This window comes from Aquicoccus sp. SU-CL01552 (assembly GCF_040365005.1).
In the GTDB taxonomy this organism is placed as follows: Bacteria; Pseudomonadota; Alphaproteobacteria; order Rhodobacterales; family Rhodobacteraceae; genus Antarcticimicrobium.
Map to the genome: position 1 here is coordinate 1 of NZ_BAABWV010000021.1, position 17,577 is coordinate 17,577.

Sequence of the window (17,577 nt, forward strand, 5' to 3'; positions counted from 1 at the left end):
GTCCAAGATCATCGAGTAATACCTACTCGGGTTCGACGAGGGCCGCCGGGTGAGCCGGCGGCCCTCCTATCAACTCCAAAGCCTGAAAGGGCGACAACAATGCAAAGCCAAAACATCCGTATTCGGCTGAAGGCGTTTGACTACCGCGTGCTGGACGCCAGCACCCAGGAAATCGTCAATACCGCCAAGCGGACCGGCGCCAACGTGCGCGGCCCGATCCCGCTGCCGAACAAGATCGAGAAATTCACCGTTCTGCGTGGCCCCCACGTCGACAAGAAATCCCGTGACCAGTTCGAGATCCGCACCCACAAGCGGCTCCTGGACATCGTTGATCCGACCCCCCAGACCGTGGACGCGCTGATGAAGCTCGACCTCGCCGCTGGCGTGGACGTCGAGATCAAGTTGCAGTCGTAAGGACGGAGGGTAAACACATGCGCTCTGGAATTATCGCAAAGAAAGTCGGCATGACCCGGCTGTTCATGGACGACGGGCGTCAGATCCCCGTCACCGTTCTGCAACTGGAAAACCTCCAGGTTGTCGCCCAACGCACCGCCGACAAGGATGGCTATACCGCCGTTCAACTCGGCGCCGGTTCGCCCAAGGTGAAGCGCGTGAGCAAGGCCATGCGCGGCCATTTCGCCGCCTCCAAGGTCGAGCCCAAGCGCAAGGTGGCCGAATTCCGCGTTTCCGCCGACAACCTGATCGAAGTCGGCGCCGAGATCTCGGCCGCCCACTTCCTCGAGGGGCAGAAGGTCGACGTATCGGGCACCTCGATTGGTAAGGGTTTTGCCGGTGCCATGAAACGGCACAACTTCGGCGGCCTGCGCGCCACCCACGGTGTGTCGATCTCGCACCGTTCGCACGGCTCCACCGGTCAGTGTCAGGATCCCGGCAAGGTCTTCAAAGGCAAGAAGATGGCCGGCCACATGGGCGCCGCCCGCGTGACCACCCAGAACCTCGAAGTGGTGAAAACCGACGCCGAGCGCGGCCTGGTCTTCATCAAGGGCGCGGTTCCGGGCCCGAAATCGGGCTGGGTCACCGTCAAGGACGCCGTGAAGAAGAAACTGCCGGACGGCGTTCCGTTCCCGGCGGCCCTGAAAACCGCGGCCGCGGCAGCCGAGGCACCCGCCGAAGCACCCGCGGAAGGGGGTGAAGCATGAAACTTGACGTGATCAAACTGGACGGCGGCAAGGCCGGCGACATCGAGCTCTCCGAAGACCTGTTCGGTCTGGAGCCGCGCGCCGACATCCTGCACCGCGTGGTCCGCTGGCAGCGCAACAACGCGCAGGCCGGCACCCACAAGGTCAAGACCCGCTCGGAAACCAGCTACTCGACCAAGAAGATCTATCGCCAGAAGGGCACCGGCGGCGCACGCCACGGTGACCGCAACGCGCCGATCTTCCGCAAGGGTGGTATCTACAAGGGGCCGACCCCGCGTAGCCACGGCCACGAGCTGCCGAAGAAGTTCCGCAAGCTGGGCCTGCGCCACGCGCTGAGTGCCAAGGCGAAAGCGGGCGAACTGGTCGTGATCGACACGGCCGAGTCCGAAGGCAAGACCGGGGTGCTGGCCAAGCAGGTCAAGAACCTGGGCTGGAAGCGCGCCCTGATCATCGACGGCGCCGCCGTGAACGAAGGCTTTGCCAAGGCCGCCCGCAACATCGAAGGGCTGGACGTTCTGCCGTCGATGGGCGCAAACGTTTATGACATCCTCAAGCGTGACACCCTGGTGATCACCAAGGCGGGTGTCGAAGCACTGGAGGCTCGTCTGAAATGAGCGCGAAGGCAGAACACTACGACGTGATCCGCAAGCCGGTCATCACCGAAAAGGCCACCATGGCATCCGAGAATGGCGCCGTGGTCTTTGAAGTGTCGATCGACAGCAACAAGCCGCAGATCAAGGAAGCGGTCGAGGCGTTGTTCGGGGTCAAGGTGAAGGCGGTAAACACCACCATCACCAAGGGCAAGGTCAAGCGGTTCCGCGGCCAGATCGGCAAGCGGAAAGACGTGAAAAAGGCCTATGTGACCCTCGAAGAGGGAAACACTATCGACGTGTCCACCGGACTCTGATAGTCAGCCACGAATCTGGTCTGGCCCCGGTACGCCCGGGGCCTGCGCCATTTTAACCGGGGACCTTCGGGGCCCTATGAACCAGGCACCTACGGGGGCCTTCAACATAGCGAAGCCAAAGACAACAACCTAAGGCTTCGCACGCTAAACGGAAGACAGAAAGCATGGCACTCAAGTCGTATAAGCCGACGACGCCGGGCCAGCGCGGGCTGGTGCTGATCGACCGTTCGGAGCTGTGGAAAGGACGTCCGGTCAAATCCCTTACCGAGGGTTTGACCAAGTCGGGCGGCCGCAACAACACCGGACGGATTACCTCGCGTCGTCGTGGCGGCGGGGCGAAACGCCTCTACCGGATCGTTGACTTCAAACGGAACAAATTCGATGCGGCGGCCACCGTCGAACGGATCGAGTACGACCCGAACCGGACCGCATTCATCGCGCTGATCAAGTACAGCGACGGCGAACAGGCCTATATCCTGGCGCCGCAGCGTCTGGCGGTCGGCGACCAGGTGATCGCCTCGGCCAAGGCCGACATCAAACCGGGCAACGCGATGCCGTTCTCGGGGATGCCGATCGGTACCATCGTGCACAACATCGAGATGAAGCCCGGCAAGGGTGGTCAGATCGCGCGTGCCGCCGGCACCTATGCCCAGTTCGTGGGTCGTGATGGCGGCTACGCCCAGATCCGGCTGAGCTCGGGCGAACTGCGCCTGGTGCGTCAGGAATGCATGGCCACCGTCGGTGCCGTGTCGAACCCCGACAACAGCAACCAGAACTACGGCAAGGCCGGGCGCATGCGCCACAAGGGCAAGCGCCCGTCGGTTCGTGGTGTCGTGATGAACCCGATCGATCACCCCCATGGCGGTGGTGAAGGTCGGACTTCGGGCGGCCGTCACCCGGTGACCCCCTGGGGCAAGCCGACCAAGGGTGCGCGTACCCGCAACAAGAACAAGGCGTCCAGCAAGCTGATCATCCGCTCGCGGCACGCACGCAGGAAAGGGCGCTAACACATGGCACGCTCTGTTTGGAAAGGCCCCTTCGTTGACGCTTACGTCCTGAAAAAGGCCGAAGCGGCACGCGAAAGCGGGCGCAGCGAAGTCATCAAGATCTGGTCCCGTCGGTCCACCATTCTGCCCCAGTTCGTCGGGCTGACCTTTGGTGTGTACAACGGCCATAAACATATCCCCGTCAACGTCTCGGAAGACATGATCGGTCAGAAGTTCGGTGAGTATTCGCCGACCCGGACCTATTATGGCCATGCCGCCGACAAGAAAGCGAAGCGGAAGTAAGTCATGGGCAAGGAAAAGAACCCCCGCCGCGTGGCAGACAACGAAGCAATGGCGAAAACCCGCATGCTTCGCACCAGCCCGCAGAAACTGAACCTGGTTGCGGCGATGATCCGTGGCAAGAAGGTTGACAAGGCGTTGACCGACCTGACCTTCTCGAACAAGCGCATCGCAGAGGACGTGAAGAAATGCCTTCAGTCCGCGATCGCGAATGCCGAGAACAACCACAACCTGGATGTGGACGAGCTGATCGTGGCCGAGGCCTACGTCGGTAAGAACCTGGTGCTGAAACGCGGTCGCCCGCGGGCCCGGGGCCGGTTCGGCGCGCTGCGCAAGCCGTTTTCGGAACTCACCATCAAGGTGCGTCAAGTCGAGGAGCAAGCCTAATGGGACATAAAGTCAATCCGGTCGGCATGCGCCTCCAGGTCAACCGCACCTGGGACAGCCGCTGGTACGCCGATACCAAGGATTACGGTGATCTTCTGCTTGAAGACATCAAGATCCGCGATTTCATCAAGGACGAGTGCAAGCAGGCCGGCGTGGCCCGCGTGATCATCGAACGCCCGCACAAGAAGTGCCGGGTGACGATCCACACCGCACGTCCGGGCGTGATCATCGGCAAGAAGGGCGCTGACATCGAGGTTCTGCGCAAGAAGCTGGCGAACATGACCGACAGCGAATTGCACCTGAACATCGTCGAAGTGCGCAAGCCCGAGCTTGACGCCCAGTTGGTCGGCGAGAACATCGCCCAGCAGCTTGAGCGCCGGGTTTCGTTCCGCCGCGCAATGAAGCGGGCCGTCCAGAACGCCATGCGTATGGGCGCCCTGGGCATTCGGGTGAACGTCGCCGGTCGCCTTGGCGGCGCCGAGATCGCCCGGACCGAATGGTACCGCGAGGGCCGCGTGCCCCTGCATACCCTGCGGGCCGACATCGATTATGCGCATTCCGAAGCCATGACCCCCTATGGGATCATCGGGATCAAGGTCTGGATCTTCAAAGGCGAGATCATGGAGCATGACCCGTCGGCGCGTGATCGGAAGGCACAAGAGTTGCAGGACGGCCCGGCGCCACGTGGTGCCGGTGGCGGCCGCCGCGACCGATAAGGAGTAGCAGGATATGCTTCAGCCAAAGCGTACGAAATTCCGCAAGATGCACAAAGGCCGTATCAAGGGCCTCGCAAAAGGCGGTAGCGATCTGACCTTCGGTCATTACGGCCTCAAGGCCCTTCAGCCCGAGCGTGTGACCGCGCGTCAGATCGAAGCCGCTCGCCGTGCCATGACGCGCCACATGAAGCGTCAGGGTCGCGTCTGGATCCGGATCTTCCCGGACACGCCGGTGACCTCCAAGCCCACCGAGGTTCGGATGGGTAAAGGTAAAGGTTCGGTCGATTACTGGGCCGCCAAGGTCAAGCCCGGCCGGGTGATGTTCGAGATCGACGGTGTCGACGATGAGACCGCGAAAGAGGCCCTGCGCCTCGCAGCCATGAAACTGCCGATCAAGACCCGCATCGTGGTACGCGAAGACTGGTAAGACCGACCGGTCGACGCAAGGACAACATGCCCCCGCCGAGCCATCGGCGGGGGCTTTTCGTGTTCTGCTATAATCTGGCGGAATGGCAGTAAGGTCAGGCATTCCAGACCTCGCCTTGGACGCCGATGCAGGTTATGAGGGTGTCATGGCCCAAATCGAGTCGCTTTTCGTCACCCGCCTTTACCGTTCCGCGCTCGCCACGCACGGGCCGGCTGTTGATCCCGCCGAACTTGAGGCGTCCTGCTGGTCGATCGCCGAGGATGACGAGGCCGGGCAGGCGTGGTGCGCCGAGAACGGATATCCCGGCTACACCTCCTACGCCTCGCTGACCGACCTGCCCTGGCGGTTTCCGATCTTTGCCGACCTCGTTAAGTCCCTCGACGCCCATGTTGCGGCCTTTGCCGAGGAACTCGACTTTGACCTGGACGGAAAACCGCTGCGGTTGGAGGACCTCTGGATCAACATCCTGCCCGAGGGCGGCACGCATTCCTCGCATATCCATCCACACAGCGTGATCAGCGGTACGACCTATGTGGCGATGCCGGAAGGCGCCAGCGCGCTGAAACTGGAAGACCCCCGCTCGTCTCGAATGATGGCGGCGCCGCCCCGTCGGAAAGACGCAAGGCGTGGCCTGCAACCGTTTGTCTATGTTGCGCCCGAGGTGGGTGAGGTCCTGTTGTGGGAAAGCTGGCTGCGCCACGAGGTGCCGATGAACATGTCGGAAAAGGACCGCATCAGCGTCAGTTTCAATTTTGGCTGGGGATAAGCGCGGTTTTTTTTGGCGGAAGGCGTTTTTCGGGAATGCTTCCCCCGTTTTGGCGTGTGTACAGGCCAGGTATTAACTAGTCTAAATTAATTAAAGGGTTGAAATTCAACGCTATTACCGCTATGGTTGTATTGTGGTTTCAAATTACAACGGTAATACGAAATGGTCCCCATTCTGTTGTTCGGCTTGGTCGGAATTGTCGGGGTCGCCGCGATCTTTCGGGTCTTGGGCGATGAAACGGATTATGCCGGAGATGACCTGGACGAGAATGGCGAAATCCCCGATCCTGTGGATGATACGGAAAAAGCGAACGGACCGGTTCCCCCGAACGGGGAGGCTCCGGGCGATTCCAAGGATCCCTGACCGGCAAAATCCCTGTCGTCGCAGCGGATTACCGCGTGCCGGGCGATAGGGCCGAATAGCATCGTAGATTGCCCGTCCGAAGATCATGGCTCAAAGCGACCCTGAGGGTTTTTGCAGGGGCCAAACTTTCCCTTGCCCTCTCATGGCCCCTCCCTTATAGAGCGGCATCTCACGGATTCCCGTTGCGACGGGCTTCGTGTGTTTGCAATTCATCCACCAGGTCGAAGGTGACCCGTAAAAAGGGGCCTTCTGGTGTTTTGAGAAAAGGAAAAGGCGATGAACGCCAAAGAACTGCGTGACAAGACGCCGGACCAGCTTCGCGAGGAACTGGCCAGCCTGAAGAAAGAAAGCTTCAACCTCCGCTTTCAACAGGCCACCGGACAGCTGGAAAACACCTCGGGCATCAAGGCGGCACGCCGCAACGCGGCCCGCGTGAAGACCATCCTGAACGAAAAAGCTGCTGCCGCAGCCGGCGACGCATAAGGAGCCTGACAGATGCCCAAACGTATCCTTTCCGGCACCGTGACCAGCGACGCCAACGCACAGACCGTGACCGTTTCCGTGGAGCGCCGTTTCACGCATCCGGTCCTCAAGAAGACCATCCGTAAGTCCAAGAAGTACCGGGCTCACGATGAGAACAACACCTACAAGGTGGGCGACAGCGTGCGAATCGTCGAATGCGCGCCGAAGTCGAAAACGAAACGCTGGGAGGTTCTGGAGGCGTAAGCCTGCAGACCTTTCGGTTTGAACGAAACCCTGGGGGGTAGAAAAGAAACAACCCCCAAAGGTCGGGAGAAACCACATGATCCAGATGCAGACCAATCTGGATGTTGCTGACAACTCCGGTGCTCGCCGGGTTCAGTGCATCAAGGTCCTGGGTGGTTCCAAGCGGAAATACGCGTCGGTGGGTGACATCATCGTCGTATCCGTGAAGGAAGCCATCCCGCGCGGCCGCGTAAAGAAAGGGGACGTCCGCAAGGCCGTCGTCGTGCGCACCGCCAAGGAAGTCCGCCGTGAGGACGGCACCGCGATCCGCTTCGATCGCAACGCTGCCGTCATCCTCAACAACAACAACGAGCCTGTCGGCACCCGTATCTTCGGGCCGGTGGTTCGCGAGTTGCGCGCAAAGAACTTCATGAAGATCATCTCGCTCGCTCCGGAGGTGCTGTAACCATGGCTGCAAAACTCCGCAAAGGCGACAAGGTCGTCGTGCTGACCGGCAAGGACAAGGGCAAGGAGGGGACCATCACCTCTGTTGACCCCAAGGCCGGCAAAGCTGTTGTCGACGGCATCAACATGGCGATCCGCCACACCCGTCAAAGCCAGTCCAGCCAGGGCGGCCGTCTTCCCAAGGCTGTGCCGGTCGATCTGAGCAACCTGGCGTTTCTGGACAAGAACGGCAAAGCGACCCGCGTCGGCTTCCGCATGGATGGCGACAAGAAGGTGCGTTTCGCCAAGACCACGGGGGACGTGATCGATGCTTGATTCCGCAACCTACACGCCGCGCCTCAAGGCGCAGTATGTCGAAACGATCCGGGCCGCTCTGAAAGAAGAGTTCGGGTACAAGAACGACATGCAGATCCCGCGTCTGGACAAGATCGTCCTGAACATCGGCTGTGGTGCCGAGGCGGTGAAGGACAGCAAGAAGGCGAAGTCGGCCCAGGAAGACCTGAGCGCCATCGCCGGTCAACAGGCTGTCGTGACCCGCGCCAAGAAATCCATCGCCGGCTTCCGCGTTCGCGAAGACATGCCGATGGGGGCCAAGGTCACCCTGCGCGGTGCGCGGATGTATGAATTCCTCGATCGTCTGATCACCATCGCGATGCCCCGCATCCGCGACTTCCGTGGTGTCCCTGGCAAGTCGTTCGATGGCCGTGGCAACTATGCCATGGGCCTGAAGGAACACATCGTGTTCCCGGAAATCGACTTCGACAAGGTCGACGAGACCTGGGGGATGGACATCATCATCGCCACCACAGCGAACACCGACGCTGAAGCCAAGGCGCTGTTGAAGCACTTCAACATGCCCTTCAACAGCTGATCGCGGGAAGGAACAGACATGGCTAAGAAAAGCATGATCGAACGCGAGAAGAAGCGCGAGAAGCTGGTGGCGAAATACGCCGAAAAGCGGGCCGCGCTGAAAGAGATCGCGAATGACGAAAGCCGCCCGATGGAAGAGCGCTTCAAGGCGCGTCTGAAACTGGCGAAACTGCCGCGCAACAGCTCGGCAACCCGGCTGCACAACCGCTGCCAGCTCACCGGGCGTCCCCACGCCTACTACCGCAAACTGAAAGTCTCGCGGATCGCCCTGCGGGATCTTGGCTCGAACGGCCAGATCCCCGGCATGGTGAAGTCGAGCTGGTAAGGAGGGCATGATATGAACGATCCTATCGGCGATATGCTCACCCGTATCCGCAACTCGCAGATGCGCGGCAAAAGCACCGTGATCACCCCGGCGTCCAAGCTTCGGGCCTGGGTGCTCGATGTGCTGGCGGACGAAGGCTATATCCGTGGCTATGAAAAGGTGACTGGCGCAAACGGTCACCCGGCGCTGGAAATCAGCCTGAAGTACTTCGAAGGCGAACCTGTCATTCGCGAGGTCAAGCGGGTTTCGACCCCCGGCCGCCGCGTCTACATGGGCGTCAAGGACATCCCGCAGGTCCGTCAGGGCCTGGGCGTGTCGATTGTCTCCACCCCCAAGGGTGTGATGTCGGATGCAAACGCACGAACCGCCAATGTCGGCGGCGAAGTGCTCTGCACCGTATTCTAAGGAGGTCAGACATGTCTCGTATTGGAAAACGGCCGGTTGAACTGCCCAGCGGCGTCAGCGCCAGCGTGTCGGGCCAGACCGTCGAAGTGAAGGGGCCGAAAGGCACCCGCAGCTTCAACGCGACCGACGACGTCACCATCACCGTCGAGGACAACCTGGTCAAGATCGAGCCGCGCGGCAAGTCCAAGCGTGCCCGTCAGCAGTGGGGAATGTCCCGCACCCAGATTGCCAACCTGGTGACCGGGGTGACCGACGGCTTCAAGAAAGAGCTGGAAATCCAAGGCGTTGGTTACCGGGCTCAGATGCAGGGCAACACCCTGAAGCTGAACCTCGGCCTCAGCCACGACGTGGATTTCGTCGCCCCCGAGGGCGTCACCATCACCGCCCCCAAGCAGACCGAGATCGTTGTCGAAGGCACCGATCAGCAGTTGGTCGGCCAGGTCGCGGCGAACATCCGCGAATGGCGCCGCCCCGAGCCCTACAAGGGCAAGGGCATCCGCTACAAGGGTGAGTACATCTTCCGCAAGGAAGGCAAGAAGAAGTAAGGACCGGACAGATGGCAAACAGCAAAAGAACCCTGTTTCTGAAGCGCCGCCTGCGCGTTCGGAACAAACTTCGCAAGGTCAACGCCGGGCGTCCGCGCCTGAGCGTGCACCGCTCGAACAAGAACATCAGCGTGCAGCTGATCGACGATGTTCGTGGCGTGACCTTGGCCTCGGCCTCGACCCTGGAAAAGGATCTGGGCGTCGTCGGCAAGAACAACGTCGAAGCCGCCACCAAGGTGGGCGTGGCGATTGCCGAGCGTGCGAAGAAGGCGGGCGTCGAAGAGGCCTATTTCGATCGTGGTGGGTTCCTCTACCACGGCAAGGTCAAGGCGCTTGCAGATGCCGCCCGTGAGGGTGGCCTGAAACTCTAAGGTGAAGGCGGCCTTTCGGGGCCGCCTCGATGATCCGGGGGCGGTTGCGCCCACTTGGATTGATGTCTGAACGGTGCCTTCGGCGCCGGTGAACAAGGAGGCCAGCATGGCCAGAGAACCCCACCGGGGCGGGCGTCGCGACCGCGACGAGACCCCCGAATTCGCAGATCGCCTTGTCGCGATCAACCGCGTGTCGAAAACCGTCAAGGGCGGTAAGCGTTTCGGCTTTGCCGCGCTTGTCGTCGTGGGCGACCAGAAGGGCCGCGTCGGCTTCGGCAAGGGCAAGGCCAAAGAGGTGCCCGAGGCGATCCGCAAGGCCACCGAGGCCGCCAAGCGCAACATGATCCGCGTGCCGCTGCGCGAGGGCCGGACCCTGCACCACGACATGCAGGGCCGCTGGGGCGCCGGCAAGGTTGTCATGCGCACCGCGCCGGAAGGGACCGGGATCATCGCCGGTGGTCCGATGCGTGCCGTGTTCGAGATGCTGGGCATCAAGGACGTGGTGTCGAAGTCGGTCGGCTCGCAGAACCCCTACAACATGATCCGCGCCACCCTGAACGGCCTGCAGAAAGAGCAGTCGCCGCGCAACGTCGCACAGCGTCGTGGCAAGAAGGTGGCCGACATCCTGCCCAAGCGGGACGAGGCGCCGCAGGCGTCCGCTCCGGTCGCAGAGGAGGCGTAAACCATGGCCAAGACCATCGTTGTCAAACAGATCGGCTCGCCGATCCGCCGCCCCGCCAAACAGCGTCAGACGCTGATCGGGCTGGGCCTGAACAAGATGCACAAGACCCGCGAGCTTGAGGATACTCCCTCGGTGCGCGGCATGGTCAACAAGATCCCGCATCTGGTGGAAATCGTCGAAGAGCGCGGCTGAGCCTCTTTCGATATCCAAACGAAGCGCCCCGGTCTCACGATCGGGGCGTTTTGCGTTTCGGGGAATTTGGCGGGCGAATTGTACGGTTCGCCCCGGGCCAATCGGGCGACAAAACGCCGGATCGGGGTATTTTCGGGCCGAATTGTACAATCGCCACCGCGCGGCGTTTCAGCCCCCGCGTAACCGCGCGGTTTTTGCCGAATCGACCTCCGGCGGCGTGCCGGTGAGGGCGACGCCGAACAGCTCGGCGGCCTGCTCGGGGGTGTAGCGGCCCATTTCGACGTCGTAACGCACCGCCTCGGCCGGGCGGGTGAACGGATCGCCGTAACCGCCGCCGCCCGGGGTGCGCACGTGGACCCGGTCGCCGGGGTGCAGCGGGATGTCCTGATCCTTGGAGAGGTGCGGCGGGGTATAGGCGACGCCGTCGCGCCAGACGGTGACCCGGTTCACCGCGCCGTCGCCGCCGCCCAGAACCCCCTGTGGTCCGCTGCGCCCGTGATCCATGACGAAGCTGGCCCGGGCCTCGCCCCGGCGCAGCTCGACCTCGTAGTCGAGGCCGAAGCCGCCGCGATGGTGACCCGGCCCGCCGGAGCCCTCGTGCAGGGCATAGCGGTGGTAGAGTACCGGGAAGGCTTGTTCCATGATTTCCACCGGGGGAGCCTTGGAGATGCCGATGGTGGAGCAGCCGTTGGACAGCCCATCGTGGCTGGCATTGCCGCCGTAGCCGCCGCCGGAAATCTGGTACATCACGAAATCCCGCCCGCGCGCCGGATCGTGCCCGCCGAGGGCAAAGTTGCCGCTGGTGCCGGCGGGGGCCGCGGTGACGCGGTCGGGCAGGGGGGCGACGAGGGCGGCAAAGACCGCTTCGGCGATGCGTTGCGACACCTCGGCCGCGCAGCCCGAGACCGGGCGCGGGTAGTGGGCGTCAAGGAAGGTGCCCTCGATCCCCGTCACCTCGAGTGGCTCGAAGGCGCCGGCGCTCATCGGCACCTCGGGGAAGATATGGCGCACGGCGAGATAGACCGCGCTGAGCGTGGTGGCGCGGACCGAGTTCATCGGCCCGGCACAGGGCGCGCTGGAGCCGGTGAAATCAAAGCGGAGCCTGTCGCCCTTGCGGGTGACGCACAGCGCGATTTTCAGCGGTTCATCCACAACCCCGTCGCTGTCGATCCAGGCGGTGGCGGAATAGCTGCCCTCGGGGATGTCGGCGACAAAGGCCCGCATCTGGGTGGCGGCGCGGCGGCGCAGCTCTTCGATGGCCTCGGTGACGGTCTCGTCGCCATAGCGATCCATCAACTCGTTCAATCGCGCCTCGCCCACCAGCAGGGCGGCGGCCTGCGCCTTGACGTCGCCAATACGCTGATCGGCGACCCGGATGTTGGAACAGATGATGGCATAGATCTCGCTGTCGATCTCGCCCTGTTTGAACAGCCGCACCGGCGGCAGGCGCAGCCCCTCCTGCTCCACCGCCGTGGCCGAGGCGGAAAACCCGCCGGGCACCGCGCCGCCGGTGTCGGGCCAGTGGCCGGTGTTCGACAGCCAGCAATAGAGTCTGTTATCGCGATAGAACGGCATGGCAAAGCGCACGTCCATCAGGTGGGTGCCGCCAAGGTAGGGGTCGTTGACGATATAGATGTCGCCCGGTTGCGGCGCCGGGGTGAGGCCCTGTTCGATCCGCTCCACGAGGATGCGGGTGGACTCCTGCATGGTGCCGACGAAAACCGGCAACCCGCCGGCGCCCTGGGCGATCAGCGATCCGTCGGTGGCGGCATAGATGCCGTCGGAGCGGTCGTTGGCCTCGGCGATTACCGGCGAGAAGGCGGCGCGGGAAAAGCTGAGGTCCATCTCGTCGCAGACCTGTTGCAGCCCGGCCTGGATGACCGAGAGGGTGACGGGATCGAGGCTCATTGGTCCCCTCCGATTTCGACGATGATGTTTCCGTCGGCGTCGCCGCTGGCGCGGTCGCCCGGTTCGATCAAAAGGGTTGTATCCATCTGCTGCACGATGGCGGGGCCGGTGAGGGTGAAGCCCTCGGGCAGGTGGTCGCGCCAATAGACGGGCGTGTCGTGCCAATCGCCGCCCGCGTCGCCTGCGGCGAACCAGACCGGGCGGCGCGACAGCACGGCCTGTTCCAGGCTTGGTTTGCGGTCGGCGGGGTCGATCAGCGCCGAGAGGTCCATCTCGGCCCGCGCACCGATGACCGAACAGTTGGCGTTCACGAGGTTGGCGCGGATATCGGAGAGGGCGACGCGGAAGCGTTTGAAATACGCCTCTTCGAACAGCTCTTGCAGGGTCTCGGCGGTGACGTCGGGGCGGTTCAGCGGCACCCGCAACAGGTGGGTCTGGCCCTGGAACTGCATATCGACGCTGTAGAGGCGGCGGATGCTGCGGATCTCGATGTTTTCCTTGCCGATCAGCGCCTCGCCCTCGGCGGTCTGCTCAGCAAAGACGCGGTGCAGGCGGGCCGGATCGAGCGTGTCGAGCGGGGTGTTGATCGTGGTCACGAAATCATGGCGCAGGTCGGCCACCACGCAGCCGAGCGCGTTGGTGATGCCGGGGCGGGCGGGCACGAGGACGCGGGGAATCGACAGTTCGCGTGCCAGCGCCGTGGCATGCAGCGGCCCGGCGCCACCGAAGGCGAACAGGGCGAAGTCGCGTGGATCGGCGCCGAGCGAGACCGAGACCATGCGGATCGCGCCGGCCATCTTGGTATTGGCCATGCGGATCACCGCCGCCGCGGCGCCGGTGGCATCCAGTCCCAGCGGTGCGCCGAGGTCGCGGGCAAAGACATCGCGCACGTGATCCAGGGAAATCCCGCCCTCGACCGCGTTGAGGCCGGCCGGATCAAGCCGGCCCAGCAGCAGGTTGGCATCCGAGATCGTCGGGCGGGTGCCGCCGCGCCCGTAGCAGATCGGCCCGGGCATCGCGCCGGCGCTTTCGGGCCCGACCTCCAACAACCCCGCCGGGGTGACCCGCGCGATGGAGCCGCCACCGGCGCCGACGGTGCGCACATCGACCATCGGCACATGGATCGGCATCGCGTATTCGATCTCGATCTCGTTCGAGACGGTGGGTTCGGCACCGCGGATCAGCGCGACATCGGTCGAGGTGCCGCCCATGTCGTAGGTGATCAGGTTTTCATGGCCCGCGCGCCGCCCGGTATAGGCGGCGGCCATCACCCCCGAGGCCGGGCCGGACATCACGGTTTTCGCCGCCTCTTGCGCCACGCGTGCGGCGCTGACCATGCCGCCGTTGCCGTTCATCACCAGCACCTCTCCGGCATAACCATCCCGGGCAAGATGATCGGTGAGGCGACGGATGTAACGGTCGAGCAGAGGTTGCACCGAGGCGTTGACGGCGGCGGTGACGCCGCGTTCGAACTCGCGGCTTTCCGACAGCAGCGCGTGGCCGGTGGTGATGTGATCGTTGGGCCAGATGTCGCGCAGGATCTCGGCGGCGCGTTGTTCGTGCGCGGGGTTGGCATAGGCGTGCAGGAAGTGGATCACCAGCGCCTCGCAGCCCTCGGCGAGCAGCGCCTCGGCGGCGGCGCGCAGGGCGGATTCGTCCAGCGGGGTGAGCACCGCGCCGGAGGCATCCATCCGCTCGGGCACCTCGAGGCGTAGGTTGCGCGGGATCAGCGGGGTGAAATCCCCCTTCATCCCGTAGGGTTGCGGCCGGGTGCGGCGGCCAAGCTCAAGCACGTCGCGGAACCCCTGGGTGGTGATCAGCCCGGTTTTCGACAGCTTGCGTTCCAGCACCGCATTGGTGGTGGTCGTGGTGCCATGCACGATCAGCCCCAGCGCGGCGAGGTCGCATCCCGCCTCGCGCAGGGCGTTCAGCACACCGTGGGCCTGGTTGTCCAGCGTGCTGGCGACCTTGGCCAGGCGGACCCGCCCGGTGGCGGGGTCCAGTTCCACCAGGTCGGTGAAGGTCCCGCCCACATCGACGCCGACCACCGCGCCCGAGGATTCGCCTGTCATGCCTGCTCCGTCAAACTTGTTCGCAGACAAATGATCGTCGCAAGCGGGCGGCGCTGTCAACGCCGGTGGAACGTTGCGACAGAGGGCCAAGGGGGCGAAACCGTCTTTCCTTTGCGGAAACCGCCGGTAGTATCGCGCCATGGTTGATCCCGTTCCGAGATGCCGGGCGCGCGCCGCGCGCGTCACCCGAGCCGCTGTTGTCGCCGCCGGTCTTGCCACCTGCGGCGCCGGTCCGGCGCTGGCCCATGCCACCGAGGGGGGGCTGGTGCTGTTGTTGCCGACCGATGTCTATACGGCGGCGGGGGCGGCGGCGGTTGCGTTGACCGTGGTGCTGATGGCGCTGTTGCCGGATCGGACGATGGCGCGGGTTTTCGCGCCGTTGTCCCTGTTCCGCCTGCCGACCGGGCGCGGGCCACAGGTGACGAGCCTGCTTTCGTCGCTGGGGTTTCTCTGGCTGCTCTGGCAGGGGATGACCGGCGAACGCGATCCGATGGAAAACCCGCTGACGCTGGGGGTCTGGACGGTGTTCTGGATCGCGCTCGTGGTGGTGCAGGGGGTGCTGTTCGACATCTGGCGCTGGGTCAACCCGTGGTCGGGGCCGGCGGCATTGCTGCGCGGGTTGGGGCTGCGCCCGGTGCTGCCCTTGCTGGCGCGGCTGGGCTATGGGCCAGGAATCGTGACCTTCCTGGGGTTCGCGAGTTTCCTGATGGCGGACCCGGCGCCGGCCGATCCGGCGCGGCTGGCGCTGTTCGGCGGGCTTTACTGGCTGGGCAACCTGGCGGCGGCGCTGCTGTTCGGGCCGCGCTGGCTGCGGCGGGGCGAAGGGCTCACGCTGTTGATGCGCAGCTATGCGCGGATGAGCCTGGTGGCGCGTCGCGGCGGGCGGCTGAGGCTGGGGCTGAGCGGCTGGCGGGTGCTGCGCACGCGGGTGCCGGGCGGCGGCTGGGCGGTGTTCATGCTGATGATGCTGGCCTGCGGCAGTTTCGACGGGGTGAACGAGACCTTCTGGTGGCTGGGCGTTCTGGGCCTCAACCCGCTGGAGTTTCCGGGTCGCTCGGCGGTGGTGGCGCAGAACCTTGCCGGGCTGCTGGCGGCCAATGCGCTGTTGATCGCGGTGTTCGCGGTGACGGTCAAGATGGGGTTGGCTCTGAACCGCTCGACCCTGGGGTTGGGGCCGGCGATGCGGTTGTTCGCGCCGACGGTGCTGCCGATCGCGCTGGGCTATCACCTGGCGCATTATTACACCGCCTTCCTGGTCGAGGGGCAGTATCTCTGGGCGATGATCGAGATGGCCTTCGAGGCCGGCCACGATCACCACGGTCACGACCATCACGTCACCACCGGGTTCTTCAACACCACCGACAGCATGCGGCGGATCTGGCTGACCCAGGCCGGCGCGGTGGTGCTGGGGCACGTGATCGCGGTGATGCTGGCGCATGCGGTGGCACTGCGGGTGTTCGGCTCGGCGCGCCGCGCGCTGCTCAGCCAGGCGCCGCTGGCCTTGTTCATGATCGGGTACACTTTTTTCGGACTTTGGCTGCTCGCCTCGCCGCGCGGGGTCTGAGCGGGCCGCAAAATACTGGACAGGAGCCGGGCGCCTTTGCACAGTGAGGCCACAGACGGCCAGGGACAATGGTCGACAATGGGGCGTCCGGGTTCCAAGACACGAGGGAAATGAGATGACCAACACATCCACGAAACAGACCGGAACGACGCGTCGCGGTGCGCTGAAGACACTGGCGGCGGGCGCGGCGGCGACCAGCCTGCCGCTCTGGGCGCGCTATGCGCAGGCGCAGACTTCGGAGCCGATCCGCGTCGGGTTCCAGATGCACCGCACCGGCATCGGCGCCGCCTATGGTCGCTGGTACGGGCGCGCCACCGAGGCCGCCGCGCGGCTGATCAACGAGGCGGGCGGCATCAACGGGCGGCCGCTGGAGATCGTGGTCGAGGATGATGGCACCGATCCCAAGCGCGGCGCCGAGGTGGTCGAGAAATTCGCCACGCAGCACAATTGCGACGTGGGCTTTGGCACGCTGTTCAGCCACGTGGTGGCGGGGTCGGCCCCCCGCGCGGGCGAACTCAAGCTGCCTTATTTCATCGTCTCCGAGGGCCATCAACTCGCCTCCGGCGCGCTGAACCGCTACACTGTGCAGCCCGGCATCACCGACGTGAAAAGCCAGGTGATGGCGATGGCGCCCTTCGTGGCGGAGAACCTCGGGAAAAAGGTCACCATGATCTATCCCGACTATGCCTTTGGCCACGATCACCGCGACTTCTTCTCGGAGGCGATCGCGGCGCAGGGCGGCGAGGTGGTGGCCAAGCTGGCGATCCCGCCGACCGAGACCAGTTTCACCAAGTATTTCCCCAAGATCCCGCGCGAGACCGAGGTGGTCTATCACGTGATGGTGGGGCCCGCCGTTCTGACATTCGTCAAGGAGATGGGCGAGTTCTTCGGGCCGAACGGACCCGAGATGTTCGGCTTCATCGACAGCCTCGAGGCGGTGGATATTGCCAGCCCCGGGCTGGAGTTCCTGGAGGGGTCGCATTTCTGGGAAGGCATGCCGCGCTATGTGCAGCCGAACCAGACCGAGGAGGACAAGTTCTATCGTGAACAGGTGGGTGTGGATGCCAACGGCGCCTCGGTGAGCGATCCCAAGGACGTGTCGACCTATGCTCATATGTTCGCCTGCTGGGAAACGCTGTACTTTATCAAGGCCGGGATGGAGGCCGCGGGCTACCAGGGGCCGCAGGACCGGCAGGCGCTGATCGAGGCGGTCGAGGCGATCACCGAGATGCCGCTCTCGAAGGAGCACCCGCAGGGGCCGAAGCTGTTCAACGGCAAGACGCACCAGGTGTTCGGCGAACAGCACATCAGCCAGGTTGTCGAGGGCAAGCTGCTGGTGAAGCACACCACGGCGATCGAGGAGGGATTTTATCCCGACGAGGTCGATTACACCAAGATGTCGTTCTGACCGAACTGGGGGCTGCCCGTGCCAAGACAGGATTGTGGAGCGGGCGGCCCTGC

At 64.0% G+C, this 17,577-nt stretch carries 26 protein-coding genes; 24 read left to right on the top strand and 2 right to left on the bottom strand.

From position 1 onward, the window contains the following. Nucleotides 1–99 precede the first annotated feature (99 nt). From rpsJ to rpmD, 22 genes are all read left to right on the top strand, one after another. Complete coding sequence (gene rpsJ / locus ABWV23_RS19675) at nt 100–414, top strand: 30S ribosomal protein S10 (RefSeq protein WP_008756422.1); 315 nt, start codon at nt 100–102, stop codon at nt 412–414. 17 nt (nt 415–431) lie between these two features. Then, nucleotides 432–1,160, top strand: a complete 729-nt coding sequence (rplC, locus tag ABWV23_RS19680) for a 50S ribosomal protein L3 (RefSeq protein ID WP_353350893.1) — start codon at nt 432–434, stop codon at nt 1,158–1,160. Beyond that, complete coding sequence (gene rplD / locus ABWV23_RS19685; protein WP_353350895.1) at nt 1,157–1,774, top strand: 50S ribosomal protein L4; 618 nt, start codon at nt 1,157–1,159, stop codon at nt 1,772–1,774. The genes rplC and rplD overlap by 4 nt, the downstream gene beginning before the upstream one ends. After that, on the top strand, nt 1,771–2,067 hold the full coding sequence (locus ABWV23_RS19690) for a 50S ribosomal protein L23 (protein WP_353350897.1): 297 nt from the start codon (nt 1,771–1,773) through the stop codon (nt 2,065–2,067). The genes rplD and ABWV23_RS19690 overlap by 4 nt, the downstream gene beginning before the upstream one ends. 164 nt (nt 2,068–2,231) lie before the next feature. Then, nucleotides 2,232–3,074, top strand: coding sequence for a 50S ribosomal protein L2 (gene rplB / locus ABWV23_RS19695; RefSeq protein ID WP_353350899.1), 843 nt, complete (start codon nt 2,232–2,234; stop codon nt 3,072–3,074). Between the two features lie 3 nt (nt 3,075–3,077). Beyond that, nucleotides 3,078–3,356, top strand: coding sequence for a 30S ribosomal protein S19 (gene rpsS, locus ABWV23_RS19700; RefSeq protein WP_300244834.1), 279 nt, complete (start codon nt 3,078–3,080; stop codon nt 3,354–3,356). Between the two features lie 3 nt (nt 3,357–3,359). Next, nucleotides 3,360–3,740, top strand: a complete 381-nt coding sequence (gene rplV, locus ABWV23_RS19705; protein WP_300244833.1) for a 50S ribosomal protein L22 — start codon at nt 3,360–3,362, stop codon at nt 3,738–3,740. Then, nucleotides 3,740–4,456 carry a 30S ribosomal protein S3 gene (rpsC, locus tag ABWV23_RS19710; protein WP_353350902.1) on the top strand — a complete coding sequence of 239 codons (717 nt, stop codon included), beginning with the start codon at nt 3,740–3,742 and terminating at the stop codon, nt 4,454–4,456. The genes rplV and rpsC overlap by 1 nt, the downstream gene beginning before the upstream one ends. Before the next feature lie 13 nt (nt 4,457–4,469). Then, the gene (rplP, locus tag ABWV23_RS19715) at nt 4,470–4,883 is read left to right on the top strand and encodes a 50S ribosomal protein L16 (RefSeq protein WP_300244831.1); all 414 of its coding nucleotides are present in this window, start codon (nt 4,470–4,472) and stop codon (nt 4,881–4,883) included. A gap of 145 nt (nt 4,884–5,028) precedes the next feature. Beyond that, nucleotides 5,029–5,649 (top strand): 2OG-Fe(II) oxygenase family protein, encoded by a 621-nt coding sequence (locus ABWV23_RS19720; RefSeq protein ID WP_353350905.1) that lies wholly within the window; start codon nt 5,029–5,031, stop codon nt 5,647–5,649. Between the two features lie 162 nt (nt 5,650–5,811). Continuing rightward, nucleotides 5,812–6,012: a hypothetical protein gene (locus tag ABWV23_RS19725; RefSeq protein WP_353350907.1), complete on the top strand. Its 201-nt coding sequence runs from the start codon at nt 5,812–5,814 to the stop codon at nt 6,010–6,012. A 276-nt stretch (nt 6,013–6,288) separates the two neighbouring features. Continuing rightward, nucleotides 6,289–6,495, top strand: coding sequence for a 50S ribosomal protein L29 (gene rpmC / locus ABWV23_RS19730; protein ID WP_353350909.1), 207 nt, complete (start codon nt 6,289–6,291; stop codon nt 6,493–6,495). A gap of 12 nt (nt 6,496–6,507) precedes the next feature. Then, nucleotides 6,508–6,738 carry a 30S ribosomal protein S17 gene (gene rpsQ, locus ABWV23_RS19735; RefSeq protein WP_300244826.1) on the top strand — a complete coding sequence of 77 codons (231 nt, stop codon included), beginning with the start codon at nt 6,508–6,510 and terminating at the stop codon, nt 6,736–6,738. A gap of 76 nt (nt 6,739–6,814) precedes the next feature. After that, a complete protein-coding gene (rplN, locus tag ABWV23_RS19740) occupies nt 6,815–7,183 on the top strand; it encodes a 50S ribosomal protein L14 (protein WP_005621870.1) in 369 nt (122 codons plus the stop codon). A gap of 2 nt (nt 7,184–7,185) precedes the next feature. After that, the gene (rplX, locus tag ABWV23_RS19745; RefSeq protein WP_353350912.1) at nt 7,186–7,497 is read left to right on the top strand and encodes a 50S ribosomal protein L24; all 312 of its coding nucleotides are present in this window, start codon (nt 7,186–7,188) and stop codon (nt 7,495–7,497) included. Beyond that, nucleotides 7,490–8,053 carry a 50S ribosomal protein L5 gene (gene rplE, locus ABWV23_RS19750; protein ID WP_353350914.1) on the top strand — a complete coding sequence of 188 codons (564 nt, stop codon included), beginning with the start codon at nt 7,490–7,492 and terminating at the stop codon, nt 8,051–8,053. Before rplX ends, rplE begins: the two co-directional genes overlap by 8 nt. A gap of 18 nt (nt 8,054–8,071) precedes the next feature. Next, complete coding sequence (gene rpsN / locus ABWV23_RS19755; protein WP_353350916.1) at nt 8,072–8,377, top strand: 30S ribosomal protein S14; 306 nt, start codon at nt 8,072–8,074, stop codon at nt 8,375–8,377. A 12-nt stretch (nt 8,378–8,389) separates the two neighbouring features. Further along, nucleotides 8,390–8,782 (top strand): 30S ribosomal protein S8, encoded by a 393-nt coding sequence (rpsH, locus tag ABWV23_RS19760; protein WP_353350918.1) that lies wholly within the window; start codon nt 8,390–8,392, stop codon nt 8,780–8,782. A gap of 11 nt (nt 8,783–8,793) precedes the next feature. After that, complete coding sequence (gene rplF / locus ABWV23_RS19765; RefSeq protein WP_353350920.1) at nt 8,794–9,327, top strand: 50S ribosomal protein L6; 534 nt, start codon at nt 8,794–8,796, stop codon at nt 9,325–9,327. A gap of 11 nt (nt 9,328–9,338) precedes the next feature. Further along, a complete protein-coding gene (gene rplR, locus ABWV23_RS19770) occupies nt 9,339–9,698 on the top strand; it encodes a 50S ribosomal protein L18 (RefSeq protein ID WP_353350922.1) in 360 nt (119 codons plus the stop codon). Nucleotides 9,699–9,804: 106 nt separating this feature from the next. After that, nucleotides 9,805–10,380, top strand: a complete 576-nt coding sequence (gene rpsE, locus ABWV23_RS19775) for a 30S ribosomal protein S5 (protein WP_353350924.1) — start codon at nt 9,805–9,807, stop codon at nt 10,378–10,380. Nucleotides 10,381–10,383: 3 nt separating this feature from the next. Further along, a complete protein-coding gene (rpmD, locus tag ABWV23_RS19780; protein ID WP_353350926.1) occupies nt 10,384–10,572 on the top strand; it encodes a 50S ribosomal protein L30 in 189 nt (62 codons plus the stop codon). A 168-nt stretch (nt 10,573–10,740) separates the two neighbouring features. Here rpmD and ABWV23_RS19785 read toward each other — a convergent pair whose 3' ends face one another. Together ABWV23_RS19785 and ABWV23_RS19790 are read right to left on the bottom strand one after the other, a co-directional pair. Continuing rightward, on the bottom strand, nt 10,741–12,480 hold the full coding sequence (locus tag ABWV23_RS19785) for a hydantoinase B/oxoprolinase family protein (RefSeq protein WP_353350928.1): 1,740 nt from the start codon (nt 12,478–12,480) through the stop codon (nt 10,741–10,743). Next, nucleotides 12,477–14,552 carry a hydantoinase/oxoprolinase family protein gene (locus ABWV23_RS19790; RefSeq protein WP_353350930.1) on the bottom strand — a complete coding sequence of 692 codons (2,076 nt, stop codon included), beginning with the start codon at nt 14,550–14,552 and terminating at the stop codon, nt 12,477–12,479. The genes ABWV23_RS19785 and ABWV23_RS19790 overlap by 4 nt, the downstream gene beginning before the upstream one ends. Nucleotides 14,553–14,691: 139 nt before the next feature. On the opposite strand from ABWV23_RS19790, the gene ABWV23_RS19795 reads away from it, so the two are divergent. Together ABWV23_RS19795 and ABWV23_RS19800 are read left to right on the top strand one after the other, a co-directional pair. Continuing rightward, nucleotides 14,692–16,116: a hypothetical protein gene (locus ABWV23_RS19795; RefSeq protein WP_353350932.1), complete on the top strand. Its 1,425-nt coding sequence runs from the start codon at nt 14,692–14,694 to the stop codon at nt 16,114–16,116. 115 nt (nt 16,117–16,231) lie between these two features. Further along, nucleotides 16,232–17,524 (top strand): ABC transporter substrate-binding protein, encoded by a 1,293-nt coding sequence (locus tag ABWV23_RS19800; protein ID WP_353350934.1) that lies wholly within the window; start codon nt 16,232–16,234, stop codon nt 17,522–17,524. Nucleotides 17,525–17,577: the final 53 nt, after the last annotated feature.